Source organism: Stenotrophomonas sp. LC732 (assembly GCF_052446685.1).
Classification (GTDB): Bacteria; Pseudomonadota; Gammaproteobacteria; order Xanthomonadales; family Xanthomonadaceae; genus Stenotrophomonas; species Stenotrophomonas muris.
Genome location: NZ_CP199214.1, coordinates 3409119 through 3428657, shown reverse-complemented (window position 1 = coordinate 3428657; position 19539 = coordinate 3409119). Strand labels below are relative to the sequence as shown.

The window sequence follows — 19539 nt, the reverse complement described above, 5'->3', positions numbered from 1 at the left end:
GCGCAGCACTCCCTTGCTGGCACCGTACGGCGCCAGGTCAGTTGGTCGTGGAAGGGGAAAGGTGGATCAGGTGGCGGGTTGTTCGCCGCCGTCCTGTGGTGTGACGTGGGGGGTGTCGATCCAATCCAGCTGCATTTCGCCCCGGTCCTGTCTCCAGCGTTGCAGCAGCAGGGCGCGCTCGTAGCCGGGTGTCTGCGGTAGTTCGCAGGCCGGGGCGTTCGGCATGCCGCTGGGGCTGGAAATGCTGGTCAGTTCAGAGTGGCCGGTGTAGGTAGCGCCGCATACCGGGTTTTGACACACATAGGCGTCGGTACGCAGATGGCGGTGCTGTAGGGCGCTGGTGCGCTTCGTCAACGGTGTACCGCATGCGTCACAGGTGAAGATGGCGCGCTGGCCCATGACGGCGCTCATGCCTTGGCCCTGCGCTTGGCTGCGGTCGCGACAGCCTTCGCCGCCGCCGAGGCCATACCCCGCGCGGGCTTGGTGGTGCGAATCCGGGCGGATTTGGGCGATTCTGTGTGAGAATCAGGGGCGGCTTTCATGCCGAGGGCTACAGCGGCTGCGTGGGTCTTGCCGATCCGGCACTTGCTGTCGATGCGCAAGGCGTTGTTCACGGCATGGCGGCTCAACCCGTTGGCTTCTGCGAAGGCAGCAACCGACATGCCGTTGTCGACAAGCCACTGGCGCGCCTGCTCAGCAGTGCGCAGCTTGGATGCGGTAGTCCGTCGTTTGGCGTTCATTCCGTTTCCCCTGTGTATTTCTGGGTGAAATGGTGGTGAAGTTAACTGCACCTGTCAAGGGGGAATTTGCGTGTCTGTAGGTATTCGCCTGAAAGAAGAACGGAAGCGGCTGGGTCTGACCCAGGAGGCCATGGGATTGGCCTGCGGTGTTGCCAAGCGCACGCAGATCCTGTTCGAGCAAGATGCCCACCTGCCCGGTGGGGCCTACTTCGTCGCCGCTGATGAACTCGGCGTCGATGTGACCTATGTGCTGGTGGGCAGGCGCGAGCGCCTGGCCGAGGCTGATGCCGACCTGCTCGATGCGTGGCGCAGTGCGTCGGCTTCGGCACGTGCCGCCGTGATGGCCGCGCTGCGCGGCGTGGCGCCGGCGTCGACCACAAGCGCGCCTCGAACCTCCTTCGAGAACACCAGCATCGGCCAGCAGATCAGCGGCGATGTTGATCTGCGCGGGCAAAAGATCGTTGTCAAGGCTCCGAAAGGATCGAAGAAAGCCGCCCGCTGAGGCTCACCCCACATCGCATTCAGGCCGCTAACTCGCCCGTACAGGGCGCCGGTGGGGCGCGGTTTTCGATGTGAGGGACTATGGGTTGCAGCAGTGATGTGAAGCGTGGCGAGGTGGTGTGCGTGTGCGGCGGGCCCACCGTGTTCGAGGGGGCCGTGATTGGCCAGGTGTTTACCGGCGATGTGCATATGCAGTGTCCCCATGCGCACCACCACAGCGCGCAAGCCGACGAACGCGAACGGGCGCCCACGGAGACGGGGCGCCCGTTGTCGACAGCATTGATCGCGCTTGCGATCTGGCAGGCCACTTACCCGGCGGCAGCGGTTGCGGATGACTGCGGATCTTCGCTCGCGCATGCCGCCATGTTCTTCGCCGCAGGCGCGCTCACGCGTTACTTCAAGCCGAGACTTCTGCGCTGGATTCGCCGCCGCGCTCAAGCTCCAGCGCGGTAACAAAGCCGCCGCCGCCGTCGACGGTGTGGGTAGCTTTGGACACCAGCCAATCGGTGCCATCAATTTCCGGTTTGAAGCCGCTCACCGTCACGGTTTGCTCTGGGTAGATATCGGCGCGCCCGAGTGCGAGGCGGTAGCTGAGCTGGGCGGTGCCGCGATCAAGCCGTTTGAACTCTGCCTCAGCATGCTGGCGCGCTTCCTCCGCAGTGGCATACGTGGGCTGCAGCCTTTTCTCGTTCTCTGACGTGCCCACCAGGACGCCGGTGCGGCGTGCGGCCTTGCGGTCGCCCCAGTACGCGCGCACGCCTGTGTACTTCTCGCGGTCAGCCACGGTGTAGCGGTGTTGATCGCCGGATGCGCGAGTGATCTGGACACCGGGAAGCGGCTGGCCGCTGGCTGTCTTGCTGGCGCCGATGGGCGCGAAGATCAGCGCGCCGGCTTTCACCGTGGCCACCGCATCAAACCGCTTCCCCAAGCGCGTCAGGAGATTGATATCGCTCTCGTTGGCCTGGTCGAGATGCGGGATGCGGACGGACGCAAGGTTTGTGGCAATGGACGGGCGCAATGAATGCTCGGCGGCGATTGTGCCGAGAATGTCGCCCAGGGTGGCGTCATGCCAGCTGCGCTCGCGGCGGCTGCGGACAGCTCCGGTCAGATCCGCCGAGCGCGCCCGGATGGCGACGATATCGGGAGCGCCGCTGTGCTCCACGTCATCGACCACGAACGTGCCCTTGTCGAACAATCCGCTTTCACGCCAGCCGATGGCCACCTGCAGCGTGACGCCGCGTCGCGGTAGCGCCACGCGTCCATCATGGTCGTGCAACCGCAGATTCAGTTCGTCGGCTTCGTCGCCCCGGCTCTCCGTCAGCGACAGGTCCAGCAGTCGCGGCGCGAGACGGTCGGTCAAATCCTGCCCGTCCAGCACCACGCGCCATGCAGGGATCGGGTACGGTGCCGCCCTCATGCGACCGCCTCGGTGGCGCCGTCGTCCTGGCGCTCCAACTGCATCTGAAACTCGATCAGGCGCGGCGTGCCGTCGGGAAAGAACTCCTTTCGCGTCTCGCTCAGGCTGACCAGCAGATAGGCGCCATATACGCGCCCACTGCCCTCTACCAGCGCCTGTGGCTTGCCCTGGTCGCCCAGCTCTCGCAGTGTGTCGAGCACCTGCAGATCGTCCACCAGCTCGGCGGCGATGGTGCCCTGCAGGGTGATGGTGTCGTCGCCTGGGCCGACGTACTGGCGAGCCGGGCGTGCACCCAGCCGGTCGCTGCTGGCATGGCGCCACGTCATCTGCCGCTGCAGCTGCTCATAGGCCGCTGTAGACAGGGAAAACACAAACGTGCCGTAGGTCATCATCATGGCGGTGGGCCTCAATCGCTCAGACGGGAGCCACGGCGGCTGGCCCGCTCGCGCTCGATGGTTTCAATGGTCTGGCGGACCAGGTCGGCGATGGCCTGGCCGTCGCTGCCCGGTGCCGCTGTGATCTGGATCGTGTAGCTGTTGCCGCCTGCGGCGCCCGTGGCGGCCTGCGCGGCACCCGGCGCCACTACCGGGCCGGCGCTGGCCATGACGGGCAGCGCAGCGGCGCCCAGGGCGATTCCTGCGCCTGCCTGCTTCATCCGGTCGCCCAGGGTAGCCACCTGCGACAGCGGCTCGCCCTGGCTGCGGTCGAGGCCCCCGGCCAGGCCCTGCATGGTGAAGTCACCGAACTGCGCGAACACCCGCGATGGGCTGTGGATGCCGAGCATGCCCTTGAACTTGCCCACCACGCCCGAGGCGACGCCGGCGACGGCATCCATGGCCGCGCTGCCTTTGGACACGATGCCGTTGACCAAGCCCTGCACCATGTCGATGCCGGCCTGCATCATCTGCGCCGGCCAGCCGAGCAGGATCTGATTCACGCCTGCCCACATCGCGCTCAGGCCCGAGCGGATCTTGTCGCCGTTGCCGGTGAACAGGCCCACGATCAGATTCCACGCGCCCTGCAGGTACGTCCACGCACCGCCAACAGCGTTCTGGACCACCGGCAGGATGGTGGTAAAGGCGCTGACCAGCCAGCCAATGGCCTTCACCGCCATGCGCAGGTTCACGGTCAGCACGGTGCCCACGATCTGGCCGAACCCGCGCCCGGCATCGGTGGCGCCCTGCAGCTGCTCGCTGGTGGCCTCGAACGGGGCGAACAGCTTCATCACCCAGCCCCACGCCTGGCTCATCGCCGAGGAGACCATGTCCCACACCGGGCCGAGTGGTTCCAGCGCGGTGGCCAGCTCGGCCATGATCGGATTGACCACGTCGAGGATGCCCTGCCACGTGCCGATCATGAACGCCTTGATCGGCTCCCAGTATTTCCACACCAGCGCTGCCACCACGCCGATGGCGGCGCCGATGGCCAGCACCGGCAGGCTGATGCCGCCGAGCAGTGGCAGCAGCATGCGGCCGACGTTGAACAGCATCGGGAACGCGCGCCCGCCGAGCGAAAGCACCTGGCCCACCAGCTTGCCCAGGCCACCGCCGCCGCTGAGCAGCATCACGGCCTTGTGGATCTGCGTCAGCGCCATCGCGCCGACACCACCTGCGACAACCAAGCCGCCGAGCGCAGCAGCCAGCGCGGTGCCGCCGATGGCCAGCTTGGCGATGGTGGCCACCAGCTGCGGGTTGTTCTTGACCCACTCGGCCATGCGGTCGGCGACCTTGGCCACGCGCGCAGCCAGTTCCTTCACCGTGGGCAACAGGGTCTTGCCGATGCGCTGGGACAGCACGATGGCGCTGTTCTTGAGCAGGATCAGGCCATTCTCGGCCGTGCCGACACGGGCGGCGTACTCGGCGTTCATCGATCCGCCGTACTTCTGCTCATCGGCGACCTTGCCAAAGTTCTCCTTCAGCAAATCGAGGTTGGTCAGCAGCGGCGCGATCGCGCCGATGGACTCGCGACCAAACAGCTGCGTCATGGTCGCGGCCTGCTCGGCCTTGGGCAGCTTCTTGAGCTTCTCCAATACATCCAGAATGGCGCCGCCGGCGTCCTTCTGCATGGCTTGGGCCAGATCGCCAGAGCTGAGGCCCAGCTTTTTGAACGACTCCACCTGCCGCTTCGTTGCAGCATCGCCCGAGGACAGGGTGAGCAGCATGTTCTTGATGCCGGTGGCAGACACCTCCGACTCGATGCCCATGCCGGCGACGGTGGCGCCCAGCGCCGCCAGCGGGCCGCTACCCAGGCCGGCGACCTCGCCAAGGGCACCGATACGGTTCACCACCTCGCTGATCTTCTGCACGCTGGCCGGGCCGGTGTTGCCCAGGTAGTTGATCTTGTCGGCCAGCACGACAACGTCATCCTGGCCCATGCGGAACGCGGTGCGCCAAGTAGCCATCGTCTGGCCGGCGTCTTCGGCCGTGGTATCGAACGCCACACCCATCTTCGCCGCGTCCTCGGCGAAACGGGTCAGCTCGTTGCTGGCGATGCCGGCCTGGCCGGCGGCGGCGACGATCTTGGCGATGTCGGTGGGCACCATTGGCAGGCGCCGCGACAGCTCCTGAATATCGTTGCCCATCTTCTCGAAGCCGTCCGGCGTGTCGAAGTCCACTACCTTCTTCACGTCGGCCATAGCCGACTCGAAGTCAATGGCCTGAGCGATGGGCAGGACCTGGGCGCGCAGCGCGCCGAACGCGGCCAGTGCGACACCCGCACCGTGGGCTGCTGCATTCATGCCGGCGCTGTGGATCTTCTGGCTACGGGCCTTTGCTGCGTCAAGCGCAGCCAGGCGAGCGCGCTGCTGCTCCATCTGCTGCGAGGCGGCGGCGATATCCGTGCGCAGCCTGCGCTCATGCGCACCGAGCTGGCGCGTGCTGATGCCGGCCCGATCCAGTCCCGAGCGCAGCCGCTGCAGCTCAACCTGCTGCTGTTTCTGCTGGGCGCTCAGCTGGGCGGCGGCCGTCTTGGCCTGGCTGAACTCGCGGCTCAGCTTGCGGGTGGGGGTGCCAGCCTCCCTCATCTGGCGGGCAAGCGCCGCCACGCGCGCCTGCGCCTGTTGGTAGCTCTGCTCGGTACCGCGCAGCGCCTGCTGCTGCTGGCGGTAGGCGCTCACATCGCGCTGGGCGCTGTTCAGGCGCCGGAGGGTGGCTTGCTGCGCCTGTAGGGCCGAAGCCAGCCCCTTGCTGCCGGCCATGACTTTGCGGAAGGGAGCGGTGGCCTGATCGAGAGCCTGCAGCACCACCTGCAGGCGAAGGTTGCCGCCGCTCATGCGACGACAACCGCTGCGCCGGCTACGCCGAGGGCGTGTCGGTCGGTGAGGACACCAGCGCCGCCAGCAGGCGGCAGAGCGCGCTTAATGCCCAGACCAACAACCCGCCGACCGAAGCCAGCAGGAGCAGCGCAACAGCGATGGCGATCAAGGTGGCCATGGGCGAAAGGTATCACGGCTCGGCTCCACTTCTTACACGGGCGCGCTCGCGCCATTCGATCAGTTCAAACAGCGAGAGGGCCGATAGCTCGGTGAGGGTGAATGGGAAAATCACCGCGATATCGGCCATGAAATCCTCTACGCGCTGAGGAATTCCCGCTGCGCCTTCGGCACAAAAAAACCAGCGGCGAGGGTGCCGATGGCGACCAGGTCGGCAGGGTCCAGCTTGTTCACGTCGGCAGCGGTCAGCGTCGGCTCGGTGATGCGCGGCAGCAGCGCGGCCACCGCGCTCACGTCGATCTGCAGCAGGTCCACCAGCTTGATGCCGCGCAGCTCCCCGGCGTTGGGCTTGCGCAGCTTGATGGTGGCGATGACCTGCTCGCCGCGCTGGATTGGGTAGTCGAGGGTGACCGTGTTGGCGTCGATGGCTTCGGCGCCGGCGGTGGGGGTGGCTTTGTCAGTCATGTCGTGGGTCTCTCAGGGCAGAGGTGGGCCGGGCCGCTGAGGCAGCCCGGTTATGTGGGTCAGGCGCCGATGGCGCGTCGCTGGCCGGCCAGCTGGTCCACGCCGTTGACGATGAACACCATGCCGACCATGTCGATTTCGATCTCGGTACGGCCGTTGATGCTCAGCTTGTAGTAGCTGGCGGTGGTCTTCACGCTGAACTCGGTGTCGTCACCGACCTTGCCGGTGCCGGGGTCGATCTCGCTGTGGCGGCCGCGGACGACGATCTCCAACGCGTCCACGTCGGCGCTATCTTCGCGCTGGTATGCGCCAGCGAAGCGCAGCTGCACGGCGTTGTGAGCGATGGCGCCGTACTGGCGCAGCACGTCGCGCATCAGTCCGCCGCACTTCCATTCCAGTTCGATCTTTTCCTGGCCGAGGTCGATATCGATGGGGCCGAGCATGCCGCCGGCGCGGTATTCCTCCATCTTGCGGGTCAAGGTCGGCAGCTTGACCTCGGTGACCTGGCCCAGGTAGCTGAGGCCGTCATTGAACAGGTTGAGATTCTTGAGCTTGCTGGGCATGGACATGGGAATGGTTCCTCAGTACGGCATCAGCCGTTGATACGGGCCGGGAAGTCGGCGAAGTAGCGGTCGGTGATGCGCTGGTTCAGTACCAGGTTCTCCAGCGGCGGTACCGGCGTGTAGTCGTAATCGATGGTCACCCGGCCGGCCTTCAGCTGGCTGGGCTCGTTGGCGGCTTCGTCGTACCAGGCCGATGCACCCAGCACGTAGCCCGCGTTCACCAGCTCGCGGAATTTGGCATTGATGCTCTCCAGCATGTCGCGGATGAGCGACGGATGCTCGGGCTTGTCGATGTAGACCATCTGCGCCTCTGCAATGGTGTCGGCCAGGATCTGCGCGGTGCGCGTGGCCGTCTCGAAGGCGAACAGCGGGTCGTCGCTGCAGGTTCGCGAACCCCAGAACTTGTAGCCGTTGGAGTTGATGAGGGTGGTGATGTCGGCGGCGTTCAGCAGGCCAGCGTCGGTCGCCGGATCTTGCAGATCCCAGTGCACGTCGCGGCTGATGCCGGTCACGCCGGCGACGGCCACATTGGAGATCGATTTGTGCCAACCCTGCTGCTCATCGATCATCGCGCGCAGGCCCAGGGCGCGGGCGGTCGCGAACGCCATGCTGGTGGTGGCGTCGGCAGTGTTGAACGCGACGAAGTCGGGATAGATCAGCATCAGCTCGCGCTGGCTGAACTGCTCGCGATAGGCGATGGCTTCGCTGACCGAGGCACTGGCGGCACAGCTCACGTAGGCCATCGCGCGCAGCTTCTTGGCGATGACCGCCAGCGCGGCCGAAACCGGCTGGGTGTCCAGACCGGGTGCGCCCAGGATGCGCGGACGCACGCCTACCTGCGCCTCAGCCACCAGCAGCGCCTGCATGCCGGTGAAGGTGGCGCCGTCCTTCTTGCCGATCACGTTGGCGGTGGTGGCGCTGTCGTCGGAACCTTCGGCGACGCGCACCACCACGGTAATGGCGTTGGCCTGGTCGGCAATGGCCTGCAGCGTGGCGCGCAGCGTGCCGCTGGTGCCGGCCTTGCCGACGGCGCCCAGCACGTCGGTCAGCAGCACCGGTCGGTCGAGGGGGAACAGCGCGGCGTCGGCGTCCTGCGCGGTGCAGACGACGCCGACAACAGCGGTGGCAACAGTGCGAATCGGACGCACGCCGCCATTGATTTCGATGACGCGTACGCCGTGGTGGTAGTCGGTGGCCATGAGGGAACTCCTGCGGTTATGGGGTGCGGAAGCGAAGCGGGACAGAGAGACGGGTGGTGCTGGAGGCGCCGGCGGGCACCGTGCGCTGGCCATCCAGATCCAGCACGAACGTGCCTGGCTCCTGACCACGCGAGAGGGTGATGCGGCTGAGGCGCAGGCGCGGCTCCCAACGCATCAGCGCCGTTGCAGTAGCGCCATACAGGCGCAACCGCGTGGCTTCGTTGAACGGCTGGTCGATCAGCTCCGGCAGCAGCGAGCCGTAGTCGCGGCGCTGGATGCGCGAGCCGATGGGAGTAGTGAGAATGTCGGCAATGGACTGCCGCAGATGCGCGGTGTCGTCCTTGAAACTGCCTGCCTGACCGTCCATGCCGATCATGCCGGCGGTCCCGACGTGCCGCTGCCCGGCTGCACCGCGCCGTGCTTATGCTGCTTGAGGCTGATGCCGCCGCCCACAACGTCCTCGGAAGCCTCAGCCTTGCCGTTGATGGTGACCTGGCCGGTGATGCTGGTATCGCCGTTGATGGTGACCGGCCCGTTGATCGTCACGCCACCATCTGCGGTGATCGTGGCAATGCCACCGCTGGGCAGGATGGCTGCGAGCGCATGTGACGCGCTGTCGTAGCTGATGACAGCGCCATCACTGAACTTGACCATGACAAGATCCGCATTGTCGGACGGGGCGGGGTAGTGATCGCAGTACAGGCCGCGCAGGGCGACCGCATTGGCCAGGTCGCCGTCGCTGCACACCAGCGTCACCTGCTCGCCGACGCTCGGCGGTGCCCACACCGCGAGCGTGCCGGCGGCGGATGCCAGCCATGGGATGTAGTCGGTATGGGCCTCGCCCGTGCGGACACGACACAGCGCACGCGCATGATCGACCGTCGTCACCACGCCATGGCGCAGCAGGTTGTTGATCTGTTGGGGCTGGGCGCTATCCATGCGCCCATGTTGTGCCGTGCCTCTCGCGCGCGCACGTAATGGCACGCGTAGATCGACGCGCTACAAAGCTGCGGTTACCACCAGCCGGCCGCGCCTACGCTGGCCACCATGATGGAACGGCTGACGTTCCCGCCGGCCCTTCGCATGAGGCAGTGGAACTCCACGTCCGCGCGCACATTCTGGCCCGAAGCGCTGGGCACGCTGACCTGGGCCGAGCACGACTGCGAAGCGCTGGCATTGCGCCAGTCCGGCGCCGTACTGCCAACGTTCGCCGCGCCGGCGTTTGCGAACTCGAAGCGCACGTCGTACTCGCCAGCGCCGCCGTTGCGCAGCCACATCCCGCGCTCAGCCACACGGCTGGAGTTATTGCCGCCGCCGTTGGTCGACACCCAGACCTCGTAGGCGCCATCGGCGTTGATGCGCAGCTCCACCTGCGCCGAGCTGTTGCCCTGCGCGTTGGTGTCGGACTGGTTGTGCGCGGAGAAGCCCTTGCCGTGAAACGGCAGCACGTAGGTTGCTGTGCCCTTTGCAGCCCACAGGTTCGATACGTCGACGCCGCCGGAGCGATAGCCCACATCGCCGCGCTTCTGCCCGTACTGGATGTGGGCATAGCGCAAAGGCTGCCCGCTCTGCCGGTATCCGCTGGCAGTCGGGCCATCGCCCATCACATCGGCGTCGAACAGGTCGTCGAAGTCCACGCCGCCGCTTCGATATCCGCTCGCCATGTCAGCAGCGCTCCTTGAGAGCGGCGACTTCTGCGAGCAGTTCGTCCACCAGGTCGGCGAGTTGAGCAATGGCTCGGTATGCCGGTGGCATCACCTGATCCAGCTTCATGGATGCAACTCGCTCGCCACCGAACTCGATGCTCTCAGCATCAACAGCTTCCGGCATGACGGTGGCGAACTGCTCTGCGTCGAAGAACAGACGTTTGCGTCCGTCTGGGTTGTACTCCGGCTTGTATCGGCCAATCAGGGTCGCAATGCGACGGACCTCCGCAAGGCCATAGGGCATCGGGCCGTCAACGTCTTTGAGTTTGCGCGATGAGCCGAAGTCGAAGCCGCCGGCCGTCCACAGCGCTCCGTTGCGGCCAACACCCATGACGCGAGCGAGTCCGGCGCTTGCGCTAGGCCTGACGTAGAAGTGGTGCCCGCCAGTGCCGCCGCCATAGTTGCAGATGTACTCAGAGCAACCGTAACCGTTCGTTTCGCCAGCAGCGTTCCAGAAAATCTGCGTCCCTTGGGTGTTTTGGTCGCCACCGATGAAGGCTTGCGCCCCAGCAAAGAGACTGGCGTAGATCCCGCCGCTGCCATTGATAAGCACAACGCGATTGCCTGACGAATTGCGGAATTCGTGTGAAACAGCGCGGTAGTAGGCGGTGGCGTCGGGCAGCGCGCCATCATAGCTGCTGCGGCTGTCCCAGTAGACGACGCCGGCGGAACTGAAGACGCGGCAAACAGCGTTGCCGGGATAGCCGACACGAAGACCGACGGTGGTCAAGTCACCCGTCATCGTATCGCCGGCTTTGTTCAGCTTCTTGGCAGGGTCAAAGTTGCCGCTGGTCCAGATGGTGCCGCCGGCCGAAAGGGTGGCGGTATACCCGCCCGCCGAGTTGGTGAAGTCGAAGTAAGCCCCGTTTTTAACGACGGAGGAGCCGGTATCACCCAGCACCAGGATTCCGTTACTGGCTACGCCGTTCCATCCGTAAGAACGCAGCATGGCCCCATTCACCGCCAGTGGCCCGGTGAAGGTCTCTCCGGCACGGTTGGCTTTGCCGTCGAGCGCGGGCTGCAGGCCGTCGACCTCGTCGATGGGATGCGTGTGGGGAGCCGGCGTGAACCTGTTCGGCACGCCGGTGAAATTCTTCCAGTCCAGGTAGTAATCGCCGTGCGCGCCGTCGAGCAGGTCCGCGTTGAGGCCGTTCCCATGGCCCTCATCGCGCAGCGCAGCGGACTTCAGGCCCAGCTCGACGCGGAACATGGCAGCGGTGGCCAAGCCGAGCAGCGTCTTGACGAAGGTGGAAGGCGCCCCGGTGCCGAAGCGGTTGTTGATGTATCGGGCCAGGCCGCGCGGGGTGATCGCCGTGACGTGATCGCTGCCGGCGTCCGCCTCCTGCTCGGTGGACAACCGCACTACACCCATCTGCGTGGTCGTCGCCGGCGGATTGATGAAGTCGATATCGCCGACCTCGATGCTGGTGGCGTTGATCTTGGCGAACCGAATGTCCGTGGCCAGCAACAGGGTTGCGGCCGCTGCCTTTTCCATGACGGGCGTGGACTGCGAATAGACGGCAAACAGCGTGCCGTCCTGCAGGTACAGGCCAAAGCCGCGCAGCGTGTAGGTGTCAGTACCGTCGTCGCGCACGTTCAGGTGCAGCGTGTCGTCAGCAACGGCCTTACCACCGAAGGTGGTCAGGCGCTTGAACTCCGCCGGCACGGATGCGCCCACGGTGCCCACATCGAAGTGCTGAGCAGTCAAGCCGACCTGTGTGACCTTGACCGGCGCGGTACCCGTGTTCTCTGCGTTGACGATGGCGGCAAAGCCTGCCGGCGTAATGGTGATCTGGGGGATGGGCATGGGTATGTCCTACGGTTCGCTGGCGGCCAGCTGCAGGCGGGTAGAGGTAAGCACGCGGGCCACGCCCAGGACGCCGATGGCGCCCTCGGCGTTGATGCCCTGAGTGAAGGAGTAGTGCGAACGTACGGGCTTGGCGCGGTCCACTGCAGCCATCACCTGGTCGATAAAGTCGGCGGTAGCGTCTTGCCCACCTTGACCGCTGAGGGTCAGCAGCAGCTCGAAGGTGTGGGGCTGGCCGGGCGGGTCCATCTGCCACCACTCCCGCAGCTGCACCTGTCCGCCGAAGCTGGCCACCACGTCGGCAATGCTCTGCGCGGTGCCCTTGTGCCGCTGGATCTGGAACGAGCTGGCGATGCGGGCGCGCTTGATCTGTTCCGGCCACTCGCTGTCCCAGGTGTCCACCGACACCGTCCACGCCAGGAACGGCAGAAACTCCGCCGGGCACGTCCACGGGTTCCACAGCAGGTGGTGAACCATTGGGATGCCCATCAGCTGCGCATCGGCGCCTTCCACGGCCCGTTCCAGCGCGGTGGCATTGGGGGGCAGCAGGGTGCGCACCTCAGTCATTGGTGCCCACGTGTTCGATCACCACAGCGGTGCAGTACGCCGCGCTCTGCGGACTGACCGTGATATCTGCGGCGGGACTGTCCAGCTGCACGCGCTGCACGCCCTCTACATGCAGGGCCGAATACAGCGCCGAGAGAGGAACGTCACGGCCCAGCCGCTGCGACTGGCTCAGGAAAAGCCGCATGCGGCGGTTGGCCTCGGCAATGACCAGGGCGCTGTCAGGTCCGTTGAAGGTGGTCAGCTGCGCGCGCACCTCGTACGGCTCAATGGTGGCTGCCGCCACAGTCACATGGTCGGTGAGAGGGCGCACGTTCCCGTTGAGCAGGGCCGATTCCACCGCAGCCAGCAGCTGCCCAGAGGGCGTGCCATCGCCCTCCCGTGAAAGCACGGTCACCACGACTTCGCCGGGCGAAGGGCTGGCCACGCTGGCGTCGAGTACGGCCACGTCGGCCGAAAGGGTGTGGAAGATGTAGGCCCCTTCGGGGCCAGCAACCGACAGGCCCTCAGGCGCCAGCTGGATGCGGCGTCGGAAGTCTGAATCGCTTTCGTAGGCCGCCGGTGTGCCCGTCTCGGGATCTGCGGGGGTCAGTAGCTTTCGCTGAACCCCGTACGGCACCGCCAGGTTGTCGAGGTCGCCGCGTTGGGAGTACGGAAGAAGGAGGCCGCGAGCGCGCTGGTTGAACTGCTCGCGCAGCAGCACCTCTCGGTACGCGCTGGCCTGCAGGATCTTCACCACCGGGTCGGATTCGACAACGGCGGTGTACTCCGGGCAAAGGCGGCGGAACTCAGCCAGACGCTCGGCGTAGATCGACTCAAACGAGCGCTGCTCGAAGATGTCGGGCGCCGGCAGCTTGTCGACTTCGATGGCGGTAAATGTGGACACGACAGCGCCGATTCGGGGATGCGTTTCAGCATCCCATCGCGCGCGCGCGTGGCCACCGGCTACGCCGTGTAGGGCGGGGGATTACGCTACAGACCGTCCAGATGGTCGAGGATCAGATCGCGCACCAGCTGTTCATCGGCGGGCGAGAAGCCCAGCAGGCGCCGACGTGCATAGGTAACGCGGGGCCCGCCCTTGCTGACCGCATCGCTGCGGCCCTCCTGATGGATCAGTGCAATGCGCGATACGCGGCCGGTGAAGCCGACAGCCACCTCATTGGGGGTCACACGTACACGAAGGTGCCGCGCCTGCCGGATCTTGGCGAACATTGCGCCGCGCTTGATGCGTCCGGCCTTGGCCCGACGCAGGGGCGCGGCACGGCGCGCCGCGTAGGGTGTGCCATCGGGGTTTTTCTGCGTTGCGATGCGCTGCTGCTGTGCCCGGCGCAGCGCGGTACCGACTTTGCGCGCCAGCTTGCCGCGTTCGGCCGGCTGCAGACGCCGAAGCAGGGGCGCGGCCCAGGCTTCCAGTCGCTGTAGATCCTCGCTCACTCCGTGATCGCCGGCAGGGTGGCGATCTGGACACCGTCTGCGACCAGGACGCCGCCGGCCAGCGTGTCGGCGTGGGCATCCTCTGCAGGAGGCTCGGGCAGGTGCTGCAGCTGCACGCTGCCATCAGCGGCGCGGGTGACCAGCACCCGTTCGGTGAGCGGCATCTTGATGGCCAGATCCACCAGGCTGTCGCCCAGCACGTCCACCTCAAAGGTCAGCTTCTCACGGTTGGCAGGGTTGGCCAGTAGTTCGGGCTGGTGACGGGTCAGCCACTGCAGCAGCGGCACCATGACTGCCTCGGGTGCGCTGCCAAAGTCGGTCAGCACCAGGTCCAGGGTGTAGCGGTACTCGAACGCCAGACCCGGCCGGTAGGTACCGGCCAGGCCGCCACCGTCGACAAAGATCAGCAGCTTGTCGGGGTCGCTGGCCAGTGCCGGGACGGCGGCGACCAGGTGGTCGCGCAGCAGCTGCGGCTTCTTCATGGCGTACCTGCCTGCCGTTCAAGCTCGGCGTGCAGCTCGCGGGCCAGTTCCTGCAGGGCCACTACCTGCTCGGCGGTGGCGTGGCAGGTGGCGTAGTTGCTGGCGACGGTTTCGGCGACGGCAGAGAGCGGAGTGGCGGCGGCGGGCGCATCAGGATTTCCGGCAGGGCCGGCGGTGGGGCTGCCGCTCGCAGCGGTGTCGTGGAGCTGCACGAAGCCAGCAGGAACAACACAGGCAGCATCAGCGTTCGCGGTGACATAGATGGGAACCTCTTTGACGATGGTGTCGCCGCGCTCGTGCACCAGCTGTACGCGGTCCACGTACTCGGTCACGACGCGGGTGGTGCCTTCGGCCAGCTTGAGGCTGCTGGCCAGGGCGGCGTTGTCGGCGACGGCCTTGGCCAAGGCCGCGTTGGCCTTGTCCAGCGCGATGGTGGCGCGGCTGACGCGCGACTGCTGGCAGCTGAAGAGGCCGGCGGTAGCCAGCACCAGGGCGGCCAGTGCGAGGGTGCGGTAGAGCATCAGCGCGCCCCCAGCGCGGCCAGGCCGCGCGTGGTGCGGGCGGTGCGGTCTGCCATGCCATTGGGCGTGGCGCGGCTGCGGGCGTTGCCCAGGTTGATGACGCGGCTGGCGGTCAGCACGTCGCGCTGATCGGCGTAGGTGTTAAGGCCGTTCTCTTTCCAGAACGCAGCCCCCGCCATGGCGCCGATCTCCGGCTCGATCAGCAGGCCCGGCTGTTCTTCCAGCGGCTGGCCGATCAGCTGCCCCATGCGGCGGTAGTTGCCCCGGCCGGTATGCTGCAGCGGGCCACGGCCGCGGAACAGATAGCCGTCGCCGCTGGCCTCGCTACCGTTGCCGTTGCGGTTGGCGTAGACGCGGTTGCCGAGCTTTGCCGGCTGATGAACGAACGCGGCGGCCTCGGCTGGCGAAATGTACCGGCCGAACACTTCCAGCAGGCGTTCGCGGCTGTAGCTGAGCGACTCTTCGACACGCGAGAGGCTCAGGCTCTCGTGGCCGACCTGTGCCAGGAAGTAGGCCGCGCGCACCGGTGTGTTGATGCCGAAGCGCCTCATGGCCGCGTTCAGCGCCTCGGCCCAGCGCTGTGCGCGCTGCAGCGGGCACTGCATGATCTGAGCGAGCAGAGCAGGGGTCAGCATGTCAGTTGCTCCCGAACAGGTGGGCCACATTCCCACGCGCCCGATAGACGGCCACCAGCAGCACCACCAACAGTGCCAGCTGCCAAGCGGTGACGCGGGCGCCGGCGCCCTGCAGGATGATCTGCAGGGCCTGCCCGCCGGTGCTGGCAATCAGCAGCCAGGCGCACCAGGCGATGCCGTGGCGATGGTTGGCGTTGGGGGCCGGCCGGTAGGTCAGCAGGCGCACGCAGATGGCCACGCAGCACAGCAGCGTGGCGGTGGTCAGTAGGTCAGCCATCGGAGCCTCCGCGCGGCAGGCGGCTCGGATCGGCGCTGCGGCTGCGCTCGATCAGGGCCAAGGTGAGGGTGATGATGGTGGCCGCGCACAGGAACGCGGCCAGGCCGCTGGACGCCACGTCAAACCGGCGCATGACCTCCGTGCCGCCCATGTAGCCGGCCACCACGCTGATGGCCAGGTAGATCAGCCGCTTCCAGAGCGACAGATCCTTGGCGGATACGACGAACAGTGTGGCACCGGCGAACGCGCCGATGAATGCGTCCGTCTCGATGCCCGGCAGCAGCGAGGCGAGGCCGACGCCGGTGGCCAGTGCGGCCATGCTGCCGGTGGAAGTTGGTTCGGTCATCTTCAATCCCATAGCTGGACAAGGGGACGCATCACTGCGCCGGTTGAGGGTGTCGGTACGTCCGGCAGTTCCACCACGGTGCCCATGGGCAGGACAGGGCCGTGCAGGCTGATTCCATAGTTCAGCGCCATCACCCTCTCGACCATGCCGGCGGTGGTTCCGAGGTGCCGATGACACAGCGCGTCGATGGTGTCGCCCTGTAGCGAGCGGACGCGCATCAGATCAACTCCACCGTGACCCGGCGCAGCCCCTGCAGATCGCTGATGGCGTTGCGGTGATCGCGCCGCATCTCATCAATGGTCGGGGTCAGATCGTCGGCGCGTTGATTGCCCTGGGCGGTAGCGTCGTAGGACCGGTAGCGTTCGTGCAGCTCCACGGCGGTGCAGCACTGCACTGCGCGCCGGTACAGCTGCAGCAGCACAGACTCTCCGTCGATCTGCTGCGCCGGTATGTCTGCCAGCGCAGAAAAGCCGTCCGCTTCCTTGCGGGCCTGCCACAACGCCAACTCCCGCGTGACCGAAGCCACGGCCAGCACCACGGTGTTGCGCAGCCGTGCCGACAGCACGTCACCCGGAACCCGGATGGCTTCGCGCAGCGCGTCCACGTCGATCTCCGGCCAGAATGCACCGGCGGTTACGGGGGCGAGCTTGGGTGCGGGTGATGCGTTGGCGGTGAAGGCGCTCATGGTGTGTCCGTAGGTCGCCGGTGGTCGGGGCGTCACACCAAGGGAGAGAGGTCTTGGTGATCGGCCCCGAGCCGGCGGGGTCGCGGGGTACGCTCGGTGTGAGGTCAGTCGTTGGACTGGCTGGCCTCGAACTTCTTCTGCAGGCGCTCGGCGCGCTTGAGGTCTTCCTTGCCGCCGCAGCTGTCATGCAGCTGGATGGCGGTGCGCAGGTCTTCGATGGCCTGGGCGACTGCGCCGGCGCTCAGTGGCGCGGCCTCGGTATCGGTGGCCAGCAGGCTGCGTCCACGCGCCAGCAGCAGACGGGCGCGCACTTCGTCGGGCATGTCCTGGCCCTCGGTGAGCGTGGCCGCCCGGTCGATCACATTCAGGTCGAACGGGGCGCTGGTCTTGAGCGCGTTCAGCGCGGCCAAGCCGATTTCCTCAGCCACCACGCAGGCCGCTGTGCGCTTGTGGGTGTCCGGCATATCCAGACCGTGGGCCAGGACGTACCGCGCAATGTCGAGGCCGGCATCGAACAGCCCGGCATCGAAGTGCCACAGCATCAGCGTGGAGACGATATCGTCCTTGCCGCCGGCGTCCGCCGACAGCACACCCTCCAGATACGGGGCATAGGACGGCAGCAGCGCAGTCTTGAGCTGGGCCTTGCCCTGGGTGGACTGGATCTGTTTCAGGCGGGCACGGTCAGATGCCAGGCGCACCTGCATCTGCTGGTAGATGGTAGTTCCTTCCATCAGGTTGCTGCCGGCGGTGCGCGCCGCCTCCTTTGAGGCGAGCGCACGCTTCACATGACGGCTGGCGGGGGTGTCAGCCATGGTCAGACCCCGAACTCGATGTTCTCGGCCACTGCGCCCAGGCCGTAGTCCTCCACCACGTAGTCATCATTGGACGACTCGAAGTTGGCGACGCGGTTCTTGTTCGGCTGCTCGATGATGTGACGGCGGCGCGAGGCAATCTGCCAATACAGCGACAGGTTGCTGAGGCTGGTCACCATCAGCGATTTGGCCGGGAAGAACGGCACGATGACCGGCTGCAGGCCACCGATGCGCTTGGCGCCCAGGATCAATTCGGCCGCGACCTTCTCGGTGGGAGCGTTGTCACGGTTGATGATCGGGAAATACTTGTCGTGCACCAGCTGGCGGCCACAGATCACCACCAGGCTGGGATCTTCCTGATGCCATGGGTCGATCATGTTGGCGACCAGGTCCATTACCAGCGCGTCGATGTTGCCGTAGTCAGCGCCGGCACCGCCGACCTTGATCTTGCCGCTGCCATCGACGCCTTCGGTCATGACGCGCTCTTCCGCATGCTCGCGGTACTTCTGCAGCCAACCCTTGTTCACATCCTGCAGCATCGGATTGGCGACGCGGTCGGTGTTGATGGCAATGCTGGTGCCGTGCCAACCGATCATGATCCGGTCCAGTGCCTGGCGCTGGATGATCGCGTCGCGGATCAGGGTCTGGAACTCGGGACGGTGCGCCCAGGCGTCCAGACGGGCATAGGGCAGGGCGGTGTCAAAGTCGGTCTTCTGGCACTCGTAGGTGTTGGACACCAGCGAGGTCGGATCGGACGGATTGCGCTCGCCATTGCCGCTGGTATCGGTGCGGCCGGCAATGGTGCCGGTGATGCCAACGCCAACCTTCTGGCCCTTCAGTTCGTTCACGCCGACCATGTTGATCGCTTGCAGGAACGTGCTGCTCTCCTGCATGCGGGCTTCGAGGCTCTGCTGCACGGTCGGCTCGACAGAGAAGGTGTTGGCCACGCCGCTGACGTTGTTCAGCGTTGCAACCTGCTGGGTATAGCCCTCGAACAGGCGGCGGGTTTCGGTACGCATGGGAAGCTCCGTAGATGGTGAAAGAGAGGCCGATCAGCAGTCGGTGATGTTGGCGGCGTCCACGTCCTTGCCACCCGGAACAACCGGACGCTGGGTGAATGCCTGCGGGGTTTCGTCCAGCTTCTTGCGCAGGCCGGCGACCTGAGTGGACAGGGTCTGCACCTGCTCGCGCAGTGCGCGGTTGTCCTGGCTGAGCTTGGCCATGGCCGCATCCTGCTCACCCACCGCGCCCAGCAGCTGAGCGGCGAACTCGGCCACGTTGAACTCGGGATCTTCCTTGGCCGGTGCCGGCGCGGCCTTCTTGCCCAGGCCCAGGCTCGAAAGGAACACAGCGACCGGGCCGGGGCGGGCTTCCGGTTCATCCTCGGCGGTGAACTTGATGACCGTCTCGGTGGCTTCGGTGAACAGGTTCTCCGGGGCCTGCTTGCGGTCCTTCAGCGGGCTGTTCTCTGGGTGCTGGGCCGAGAACGCGAGCATGCTGGTGCCCAGGCTGGCGGGGGAGTCGGTCACGGCCAGGCCGAACAGGTACGCCTTTCCGCTGTCGGCGAACTCCGGGGAAATCTCGATGCTGGTAAAGACCTTCTGCTTGCGCACGTTGACCATGTCGACCAGGTCATCGGTTGGCTCGACCTGGGCGAAGAGCGCCAGCTTCTTCTTGCCGGCAATCTCGACTTCCTCGGCCTTCACCGCCAGCACGTCGCCATAGGCGCGGAACGGGCTGTCCGGCAGCGTGCTGCGGAAGTGTTCCAGCCAGATGCGTGCGCCGTACACCTCCGGGTCGTAGGTTTCGGCGATGTCCGCGATCTGCTGGCGTTCGATCACGCGGCCATCGGTGGTGGCGCCTTCGACGGCGACACGAAAGAACTCGGAACGCTTCTTGGTTTTGCTGGCCATCTCGCCCTCTGCTGGTGTCGTTGCGCATCGGTTCTCGATGCG

28 protein-coding genes are annotated in these 19539 nt (G+C 66.2%); 1 reads left to right on the top strand and 27 read right to left on the bottom strand.

Annotated elements, in window-relative coordinates; translation table 11 throughout:
• Positions 1-66: 66 nt before the first annotated feature.
• Both ACT6SE_RS16340 and ACT6SE_RS16335 read right to left on the bottom strand, forming a co-directional pair.
• Positions 67-411, bottom strand: a complete 345-nt coding sequence (locus ACT6SE_RS16340) for an ogr/Delta-like zinc finger family protein (RefSeq protein WP_069116365.1) — start codon at positions 409-411, stop codon at positions 67-69.
• Entirely contained in the window at positions 408-740 is a 333-nt protein-coding gene (locus ACT6SE_RS16335) for a DNA-binding protein (RefSeq protein ID WP_130767815.1), read from the bottom strand. The genes ACT6SE_RS16340 and ACT6SE_RS16335 overlap by 4 nt, the downstream gene beginning before the upstream one ends.
• Positions 741-810: 70 nt before the next feature.
• Between ACT6SE_RS16335 and ACT6SE_RS16330 the strand changes: the two genes are divergently transcribed.
• On the top strand, positions 811-1242 hold the full coding sequence (locus ACT6SE_RS16330; RefSeq protein WP_239510497.1) for a helix-turn-helix domain-containing protein: 432 nt from the start codon (positions 811-813) through the stop codon (positions 1240-1242).
• Positions 1243-1638: 396 nt separating this feature from the next.
• Here the strand turns inward: ACT6SE_RS16330 and ACT6SE_RS16325 are convergent, their stop codons facing one another.
• From ACT6SE_RS16325 to ACT6SE_RS16205, 25 genes are all read right to left on the bottom strand, one after another.
• The gene (locus ACT6SE_RS16325; RefSeq protein WP_130767816.1) at positions 1639-2658 is read right to left on the bottom strand and encodes a phage late control D family protein; all 1020 of its coding nucleotides are present in this window, start codon (positions 2656-2658) and stop codon (positions 1639-1641) included.
• Positions 2655-3053: a phage tail protein gene (locus ACT6SE_RS16320; protein ID WP_130767817.1), complete on the bottom strand. Its 399-nt coding sequence runs from the start codon at positions 3051-3053 to the stop codon at positions 2655-2657. The genes ACT6SE_RS16325 and ACT6SE_RS16320 overlap by 4 nt, the downstream gene beginning before the upstream one ends.
• 11 nt (positions 3054-3064) lie before the next feature.
• Entirely contained in the window at positions 3065-5929 is a 2865-nt protein-coding gene (locus ACT6SE_RS16315; protein WP_444811029.1) for a phage tail tape measure protein, read from the bottom strand.
• A gap of 22 nt (positions 5930-5951) precedes the next feature.
• Positions 5952-6089, bottom strand: a complete 138-nt coding sequence (locus ACT6SE_RS16310) for a hypothetical protein (RefSeq protein ID WP_176746371.1) — start codon at positions 6087-6089, stop codon at positions 5952-5954.
• 12 nt (positions 6090-6101) lie between these two features.
• Positions 6102-6218 (bottom strand): GpE family phage tail protein, encoded by a 117-nt coding sequence (locus ACT6SE_RS16305; RefSeq protein WP_014648142.1) that lies wholly within the window; start codon positions 6216-6218, stop codon positions 6102-6104.
• Between the two features lie 8 nt (positions 6219-6226).
• Positions 6227-6553, bottom strand: coding sequence for a phage tail assembly protein (locus ACT6SE_RS16300; protein ID WP_049419442.1), 327 nt, complete (start codon positions 6551-6553; stop codon positions 6227-6229).
• A 59-nt stretch (positions 6554-6612) separates the two neighbouring features.
• Complete coding sequence (locus tag ACT6SE_RS16295) at positions 6613-7122, bottom strand: phage major tail tube protein (protein WP_049419443.1); 510 nt, start codon at positions 7120-7122, stop codon at positions 6613-6615.
• A 23-nt stretch (positions 7123-7145) separates the two neighbouring features.
• Positions 7146-8315 carry a phage tail sheath protein gene (locus tag ACT6SE_RS16290; protein WP_049420453.1) on the bottom strand — a complete coding sequence of 390 codons (1170 nt, stop codon included), beginning with the start codon at positions 8313-8315 and terminating at the stop codon, positions 7146-7148.
• A gap of 16 nt (positions 8316-8331) precedes the next feature.
• Positions 8332-8691, bottom strand: coding sequence for a GPW/gp25 family protein (locus ACT6SE_RS16285; RefSeq protein WP_049405126.1), 360 nt, complete (start codon positions 8689-8691; stop codon positions 8332-8334).
• Positions 8688-9254 carry a phage baseplate assembly protein V gene (locus ACT6SE_RS16280; protein WP_049419445.1) on the bottom strand — a complete coding sequence of 189 codons (567 nt, stop codon included), beginning with the start codon at positions 9252-9254 and terminating at the stop codon, positions 8688-8690. The genes ACT6SE_RS16285 and ACT6SE_RS16280 overlap by 4 nt, the downstream gene beginning before the upstream one ends.
• Positions 9255-9328: 74 nt before the next feature.
• Positions 9329-9979 (bottom strand): hypothetical protein, encoded by a 651-nt coding sequence (locus tag ACT6SE_RS16275; RefSeq protein ID WP_053091715.1) that lies wholly within the window; start codon positions 9977-9979, stop codon positions 9329-9331.
• A 1-nt stretch (position 9980) separates the two neighbouring features.
• Entirely contained in the window at positions 9981-11828 is a 1848-nt protein-coding gene (locus ACT6SE_RS16270; protein WP_049419446.1) for a hypothetical protein, read from the bottom strand.
• 9 nt (positions 11829-11837) lie between these two features.
• A complete protein-coding gene (locus tag ACT6SE_RS16265) occupies positions 11838-12395 on the bottom strand; it encodes a phage tail protein I (protein WP_049419447.1) in 558 nt (185 codons plus the stop codon).
• Positions 12388-13278 carry a baseplate assembly protein gene (locus ACT6SE_RS16260; RefSeq protein ID WP_049419448.1) on the bottom strand — a complete coding sequence of 297 codons (891 nt, stop codon included), beginning with the start codon at positions 13276-13278 and terminating at the stop codon, positions 12388-12390. Before ACT6SE_RS16260 ends, ACT6SE_RS16265 begins: the two co-directional genes overlap by 8 nt.
• Before the next feature lie 86 nt (positions 13279-13364).
• A complete protein-coding gene (locus ACT6SE_RS16255) occupies positions 13365-13826 on the bottom strand; it encodes a phage virion morphogenesis protein (RefSeq protein WP_049419449.1) in 462 nt (153 codons plus the stop codon).
• On the bottom strand, positions 13823-14308 hold the full coding sequence (locus ACT6SE_RS16250) for a phage tail protein (protein ID WP_049419450.1): 486 nt from the start codon (positions 14306-14308) through the stop codon (positions 13823-13825). The genes ACT6SE_RS16255 and ACT6SE_RS16250 overlap by 4 nt, the downstream gene beginning before the upstream one ends.
• Positions 14305-14829: a hypothetical protein gene (locus ACT6SE_RS16245; RefSeq protein ID WP_049419451.1), complete on the bottom strand. Its 525-nt coding sequence runs from the start codon at positions 14827-14829 to the stop codon at positions 14305-14307. The genes ACT6SE_RS16250 and ACT6SE_RS16245 overlap by 4 nt, the downstream gene beginning before the upstream one ends.
• Positions 14829-15464: a glycoside hydrolase family 19 protein gene (locus ACT6SE_RS16240; protein WP_049419452.1), complete on the bottom strand. Its 636-nt coding sequence runs from the start codon at positions 15462-15464 to the stop codon at positions 14829-14831. Before ACT6SE_RS16240 ends, ACT6SE_RS16245 begins: the two co-directional genes overlap by 1 nt.
• A 1-nt stretch (position 15465) precedes the next feature.
• A complete protein-coding gene (locus ACT6SE_RS16235; protein WP_049419453.1) occupies positions 15466-15741 on the bottom strand; it encodes a phage holin family protein in 276 nt (91 codons plus the stop codon).
• Positions 15734-16087 carry a putative holin gene (locus tag ACT6SE_RS16230; RefSeq protein WP_049405104.1) on the bottom strand — a complete coding sequence of 118 codons (354 nt, stop codon included), beginning with the start codon at positions 16085-16087 and terminating at the stop codon, positions 15734-15736. Before ACT6SE_RS16230 ends, ACT6SE_RS16235 begins: the two co-directional genes overlap by 8 nt.
• A 2-nt stretch (positions 16088-16089) precedes the next feature.
• On the bottom strand, positions 16090-16305 hold the full coding sequence (locus tag ACT6SE_RS16225) for a tail protein X (protein ID WP_014648126.1): 216 nt from the start codon (positions 16303-16305) through the stop codon (positions 16090-16092).
• A complete protein-coding gene (locus ACT6SE_RS16220) occupies positions 16305-16772 on the bottom strand; it encodes a head completion/stabilization protein (RefSeq protein ID WP_180879365.1) in 468 nt (155 codons plus the stop codon). The genes ACT6SE_RS16225 and ACT6SE_RS16220 overlap by 1 nt, the downstream gene beginning before the upstream one ends.
• A 104-nt stretch (positions 16773-16876) precedes the next feature.
• Positions 16877-17584: a phage terminase small subunit gene (gpM, locus tag ACT6SE_RS16215; RefSeq protein WP_444811028.1), complete on the bottom strand. Its 708-nt coding sequence runs from the start codon at positions 17582-17584 to the stop codon at positions 16877-16879.
• 2 nt (positions 17585-17586) lie between these two features.
• Positions 17587-18603 (bottom strand): phage major capsid protein, P2 family, encoded by a 1017-nt coding sequence (locus ACT6SE_RS16210; protein WP_444811027.1) that lies wholly within the window; start codon positions 18601-18603, stop codon positions 17587-17589.
• Between the two features lie 33 nt (positions 18604-18636).
• Positions 18637-19497 (bottom strand): GPO family capsid scaffolding protein, encoded by an 861-nt coding sequence (locus tag ACT6SE_RS16205; protein ID WP_061478796.1) that lies wholly within the window; start codon positions 19495-19497, stop codon positions 18637-18639.
• Positions 19498-19539: the final 42 nt, after the last annotated feature.

What these genes read in the sequence shown, in the direction of transcription:
- ACT6SE_RS16340 (WP_069116365.1), bottom strand. Translation starts at nt 411, where the DNA reads ATGAGCGCCGTCATGGGCCAGCGCGCCATCTTCACCTGTGACGCATGC.
- ACT6SE_RS16335 (WP_130767815.1), bottom strand. Translation starts at nt 740, where the DNA reads ATGAACGCCAAACGACGGACTACCGCATCCAAGCTGCGCACTGCTGAG.
- ACT6SE_RS16325 (WP_130767816.1), bottom strand. Translation starts at nt 2,658, where the DNA reads ATGAGGGCGGCACCGTACCCGATCCCTGCATGGCGCGTGGTGCTGGAC.
- ACT6SE_RS16320 (WP_130767817.1), bottom strand. Translation starts at nt 3,053, where the DNA reads ATGATGATGACCTACGGCACGTTTGTGTTTTCCCTGTCTACAGCGGCC.
- ACT6SE_RS16315 (WP_444811029.1), bottom strand. Translation starts at nt 5,929, where the DNA reads ATGAGCGGCGGCAACCTTCGCCTGCAGGTGGTGCTGCAGGCTCTCGAT.
- ACT6SE_RS16310 (WP_176746371.1), bottom strand. Translation starts at nt 6,089, where the DNA reads ATGGCCACCTTGATCGCCATCGCTGTTGCGCTGCTCCTGCTGGCTTCG.
- ACT6SE_RS16305 (WP_014648142.1), bottom strand. Translation starts at nt 6,218, where the DNA reads ATGGCCGATATCGCGGTGATTTTCCCATTCACCCTCACCGAGCTATCG.
- ACT6SE_RS16300 (WP_049419442.1), bottom strand. Translation starts at nt 6,553, where the DNA reads ATGACTGACAAAGCCACCCCCACCGCCGGCGCCGAAGCCATCGACGCC.
- ACT6SE_RS16295 (WP_049419443.1), bottom strand. Translation starts at nt 7,122, where the DNA reads ATGTCCATGCCCAGCAAGCTCAAGAATCTCAACCTGTTCAATGACGGC.
- ACT6SE_RS16290 (WP_049420453.1), bottom strand. Translation starts at nt 8,315, where the DNA reads ATGGCCACCGACTACCACCACGGCGTACGCGTCATCGAAATCAATGGC.
- ACT6SE_RS16285 (WP_049405126.1), bottom strand. Translation starts at nt 8,691, where the DNA reads ATGATCGGCATGGACGGTCAGGCAGGCAGTTTCAAGGACGACACCGCG.
- ACT6SE_RS16280 (WP_049419445.1), bottom strand. Translation starts at nt 9,254, where the DNA reads ATGGATAGCGCCCAGCCCCAACAGATCAACAACCTGCTGCGCCATGGC.
- ACT6SE_RS16275 (WP_053091715.1), bottom strand. Translation starts at nt 9,979, where the DNA reads ATGGCGAGCGGATATCGAAGCGGCGGCGTGGACTTCGACGACCTGTTC.
- ACT6SE_RS16270 (WP_049419446.1), bottom strand. Translation starts at nt 11,828, where the DNA reads ATGCCCATCCCCCAGATCACCATTACGCCGGCAGGCTTTGCCGCCATC.
- ACT6SE_RS16265 (WP_049419447.1), bottom strand. Translation starts at nt 12,395, where the DNA reads ATGACTGAGGTGCGCACCCTGCTGCCCCCCAATGCCACCGCGCTGGAA.
- ACT6SE_RS16250 (WP_049419450.1), bottom strand. Translation starts at nt 14,308, where the DNA reads ATGAAGAAGCCGCAGCTGCTGCGCGACCACCTGGTCGCCGCCGTCCCG.
- ACT6SE_RS16245 (WP_049419451.1), bottom strand. Translation starts at nt 14,829, where the DNA reads ATGCTCTACCGCACCCTCGCACTGGCCGCCCTGGTGCTGGCTACCGCC.
- ACT6SE_RS16240 (WP_049419452.1), bottom strand. Translation starts at nt 15,464, where the DNA reads ATGCTGACCCCTGCTCTGCTCGCTCAGATCATGCAGTGCCCGCTGCAG.
- ACT6SE_RS16235 (WP_049419453.1), bottom strand. Translation starts at nt 15,741, where the DNA reads ATGGCTGACCTACTGACCACCGCCACGCTGCTGTGCTGCGTGGCCATC.
- ACT6SE_RS16230 (WP_049405104.1), bottom strand. Translation starts at nt 16,087, where the DNA reads ATGACCGAACCAACTTCCACCGGCAGCATGGCCGCACTGGCCACCGGC.
- ACT6SE_RS16225 (WP_014648126.1), bottom strand. Translation starts at nt 16,305, where the DNA reads ATGCGCGTCCGCTCGCTACAGGGCGACACCATCGACGCGCTGTGTCAT.
- ACT6SE_RS16220 (WP_180879365.1), bottom strand. Translation starts at nt 16,772, where the DNA reads ATGAGCGCCTTCACCGCCAACGCATCACCCGCACCCAAGCTCGCCCCC.
- gpM (WP_444811028.1), bottom strand. Translation starts at nt 17,584, where the DNA reads ATGGCTGACACCCCCGCCAGCCGTCATGTGAAGCGTGCGCTCGCCTCA.
- ACT6SE_RS16210 (WP_444811027.1), bottom strand. Translation starts at nt 18,603, where the DNA reads ATGCGTACCGAAACCCGCCGCCTGTTCGAGGGCTATACCCAGCAGGTT.
- ACT6SE_RS16205 (WP_061478796.1), bottom strand. Translation starts at nt 19,497, where the DNA reads ATGGCCAGCAAAACCAAGAAGCGTTCCGAGTTCTTTCGTGTCGCCGTC.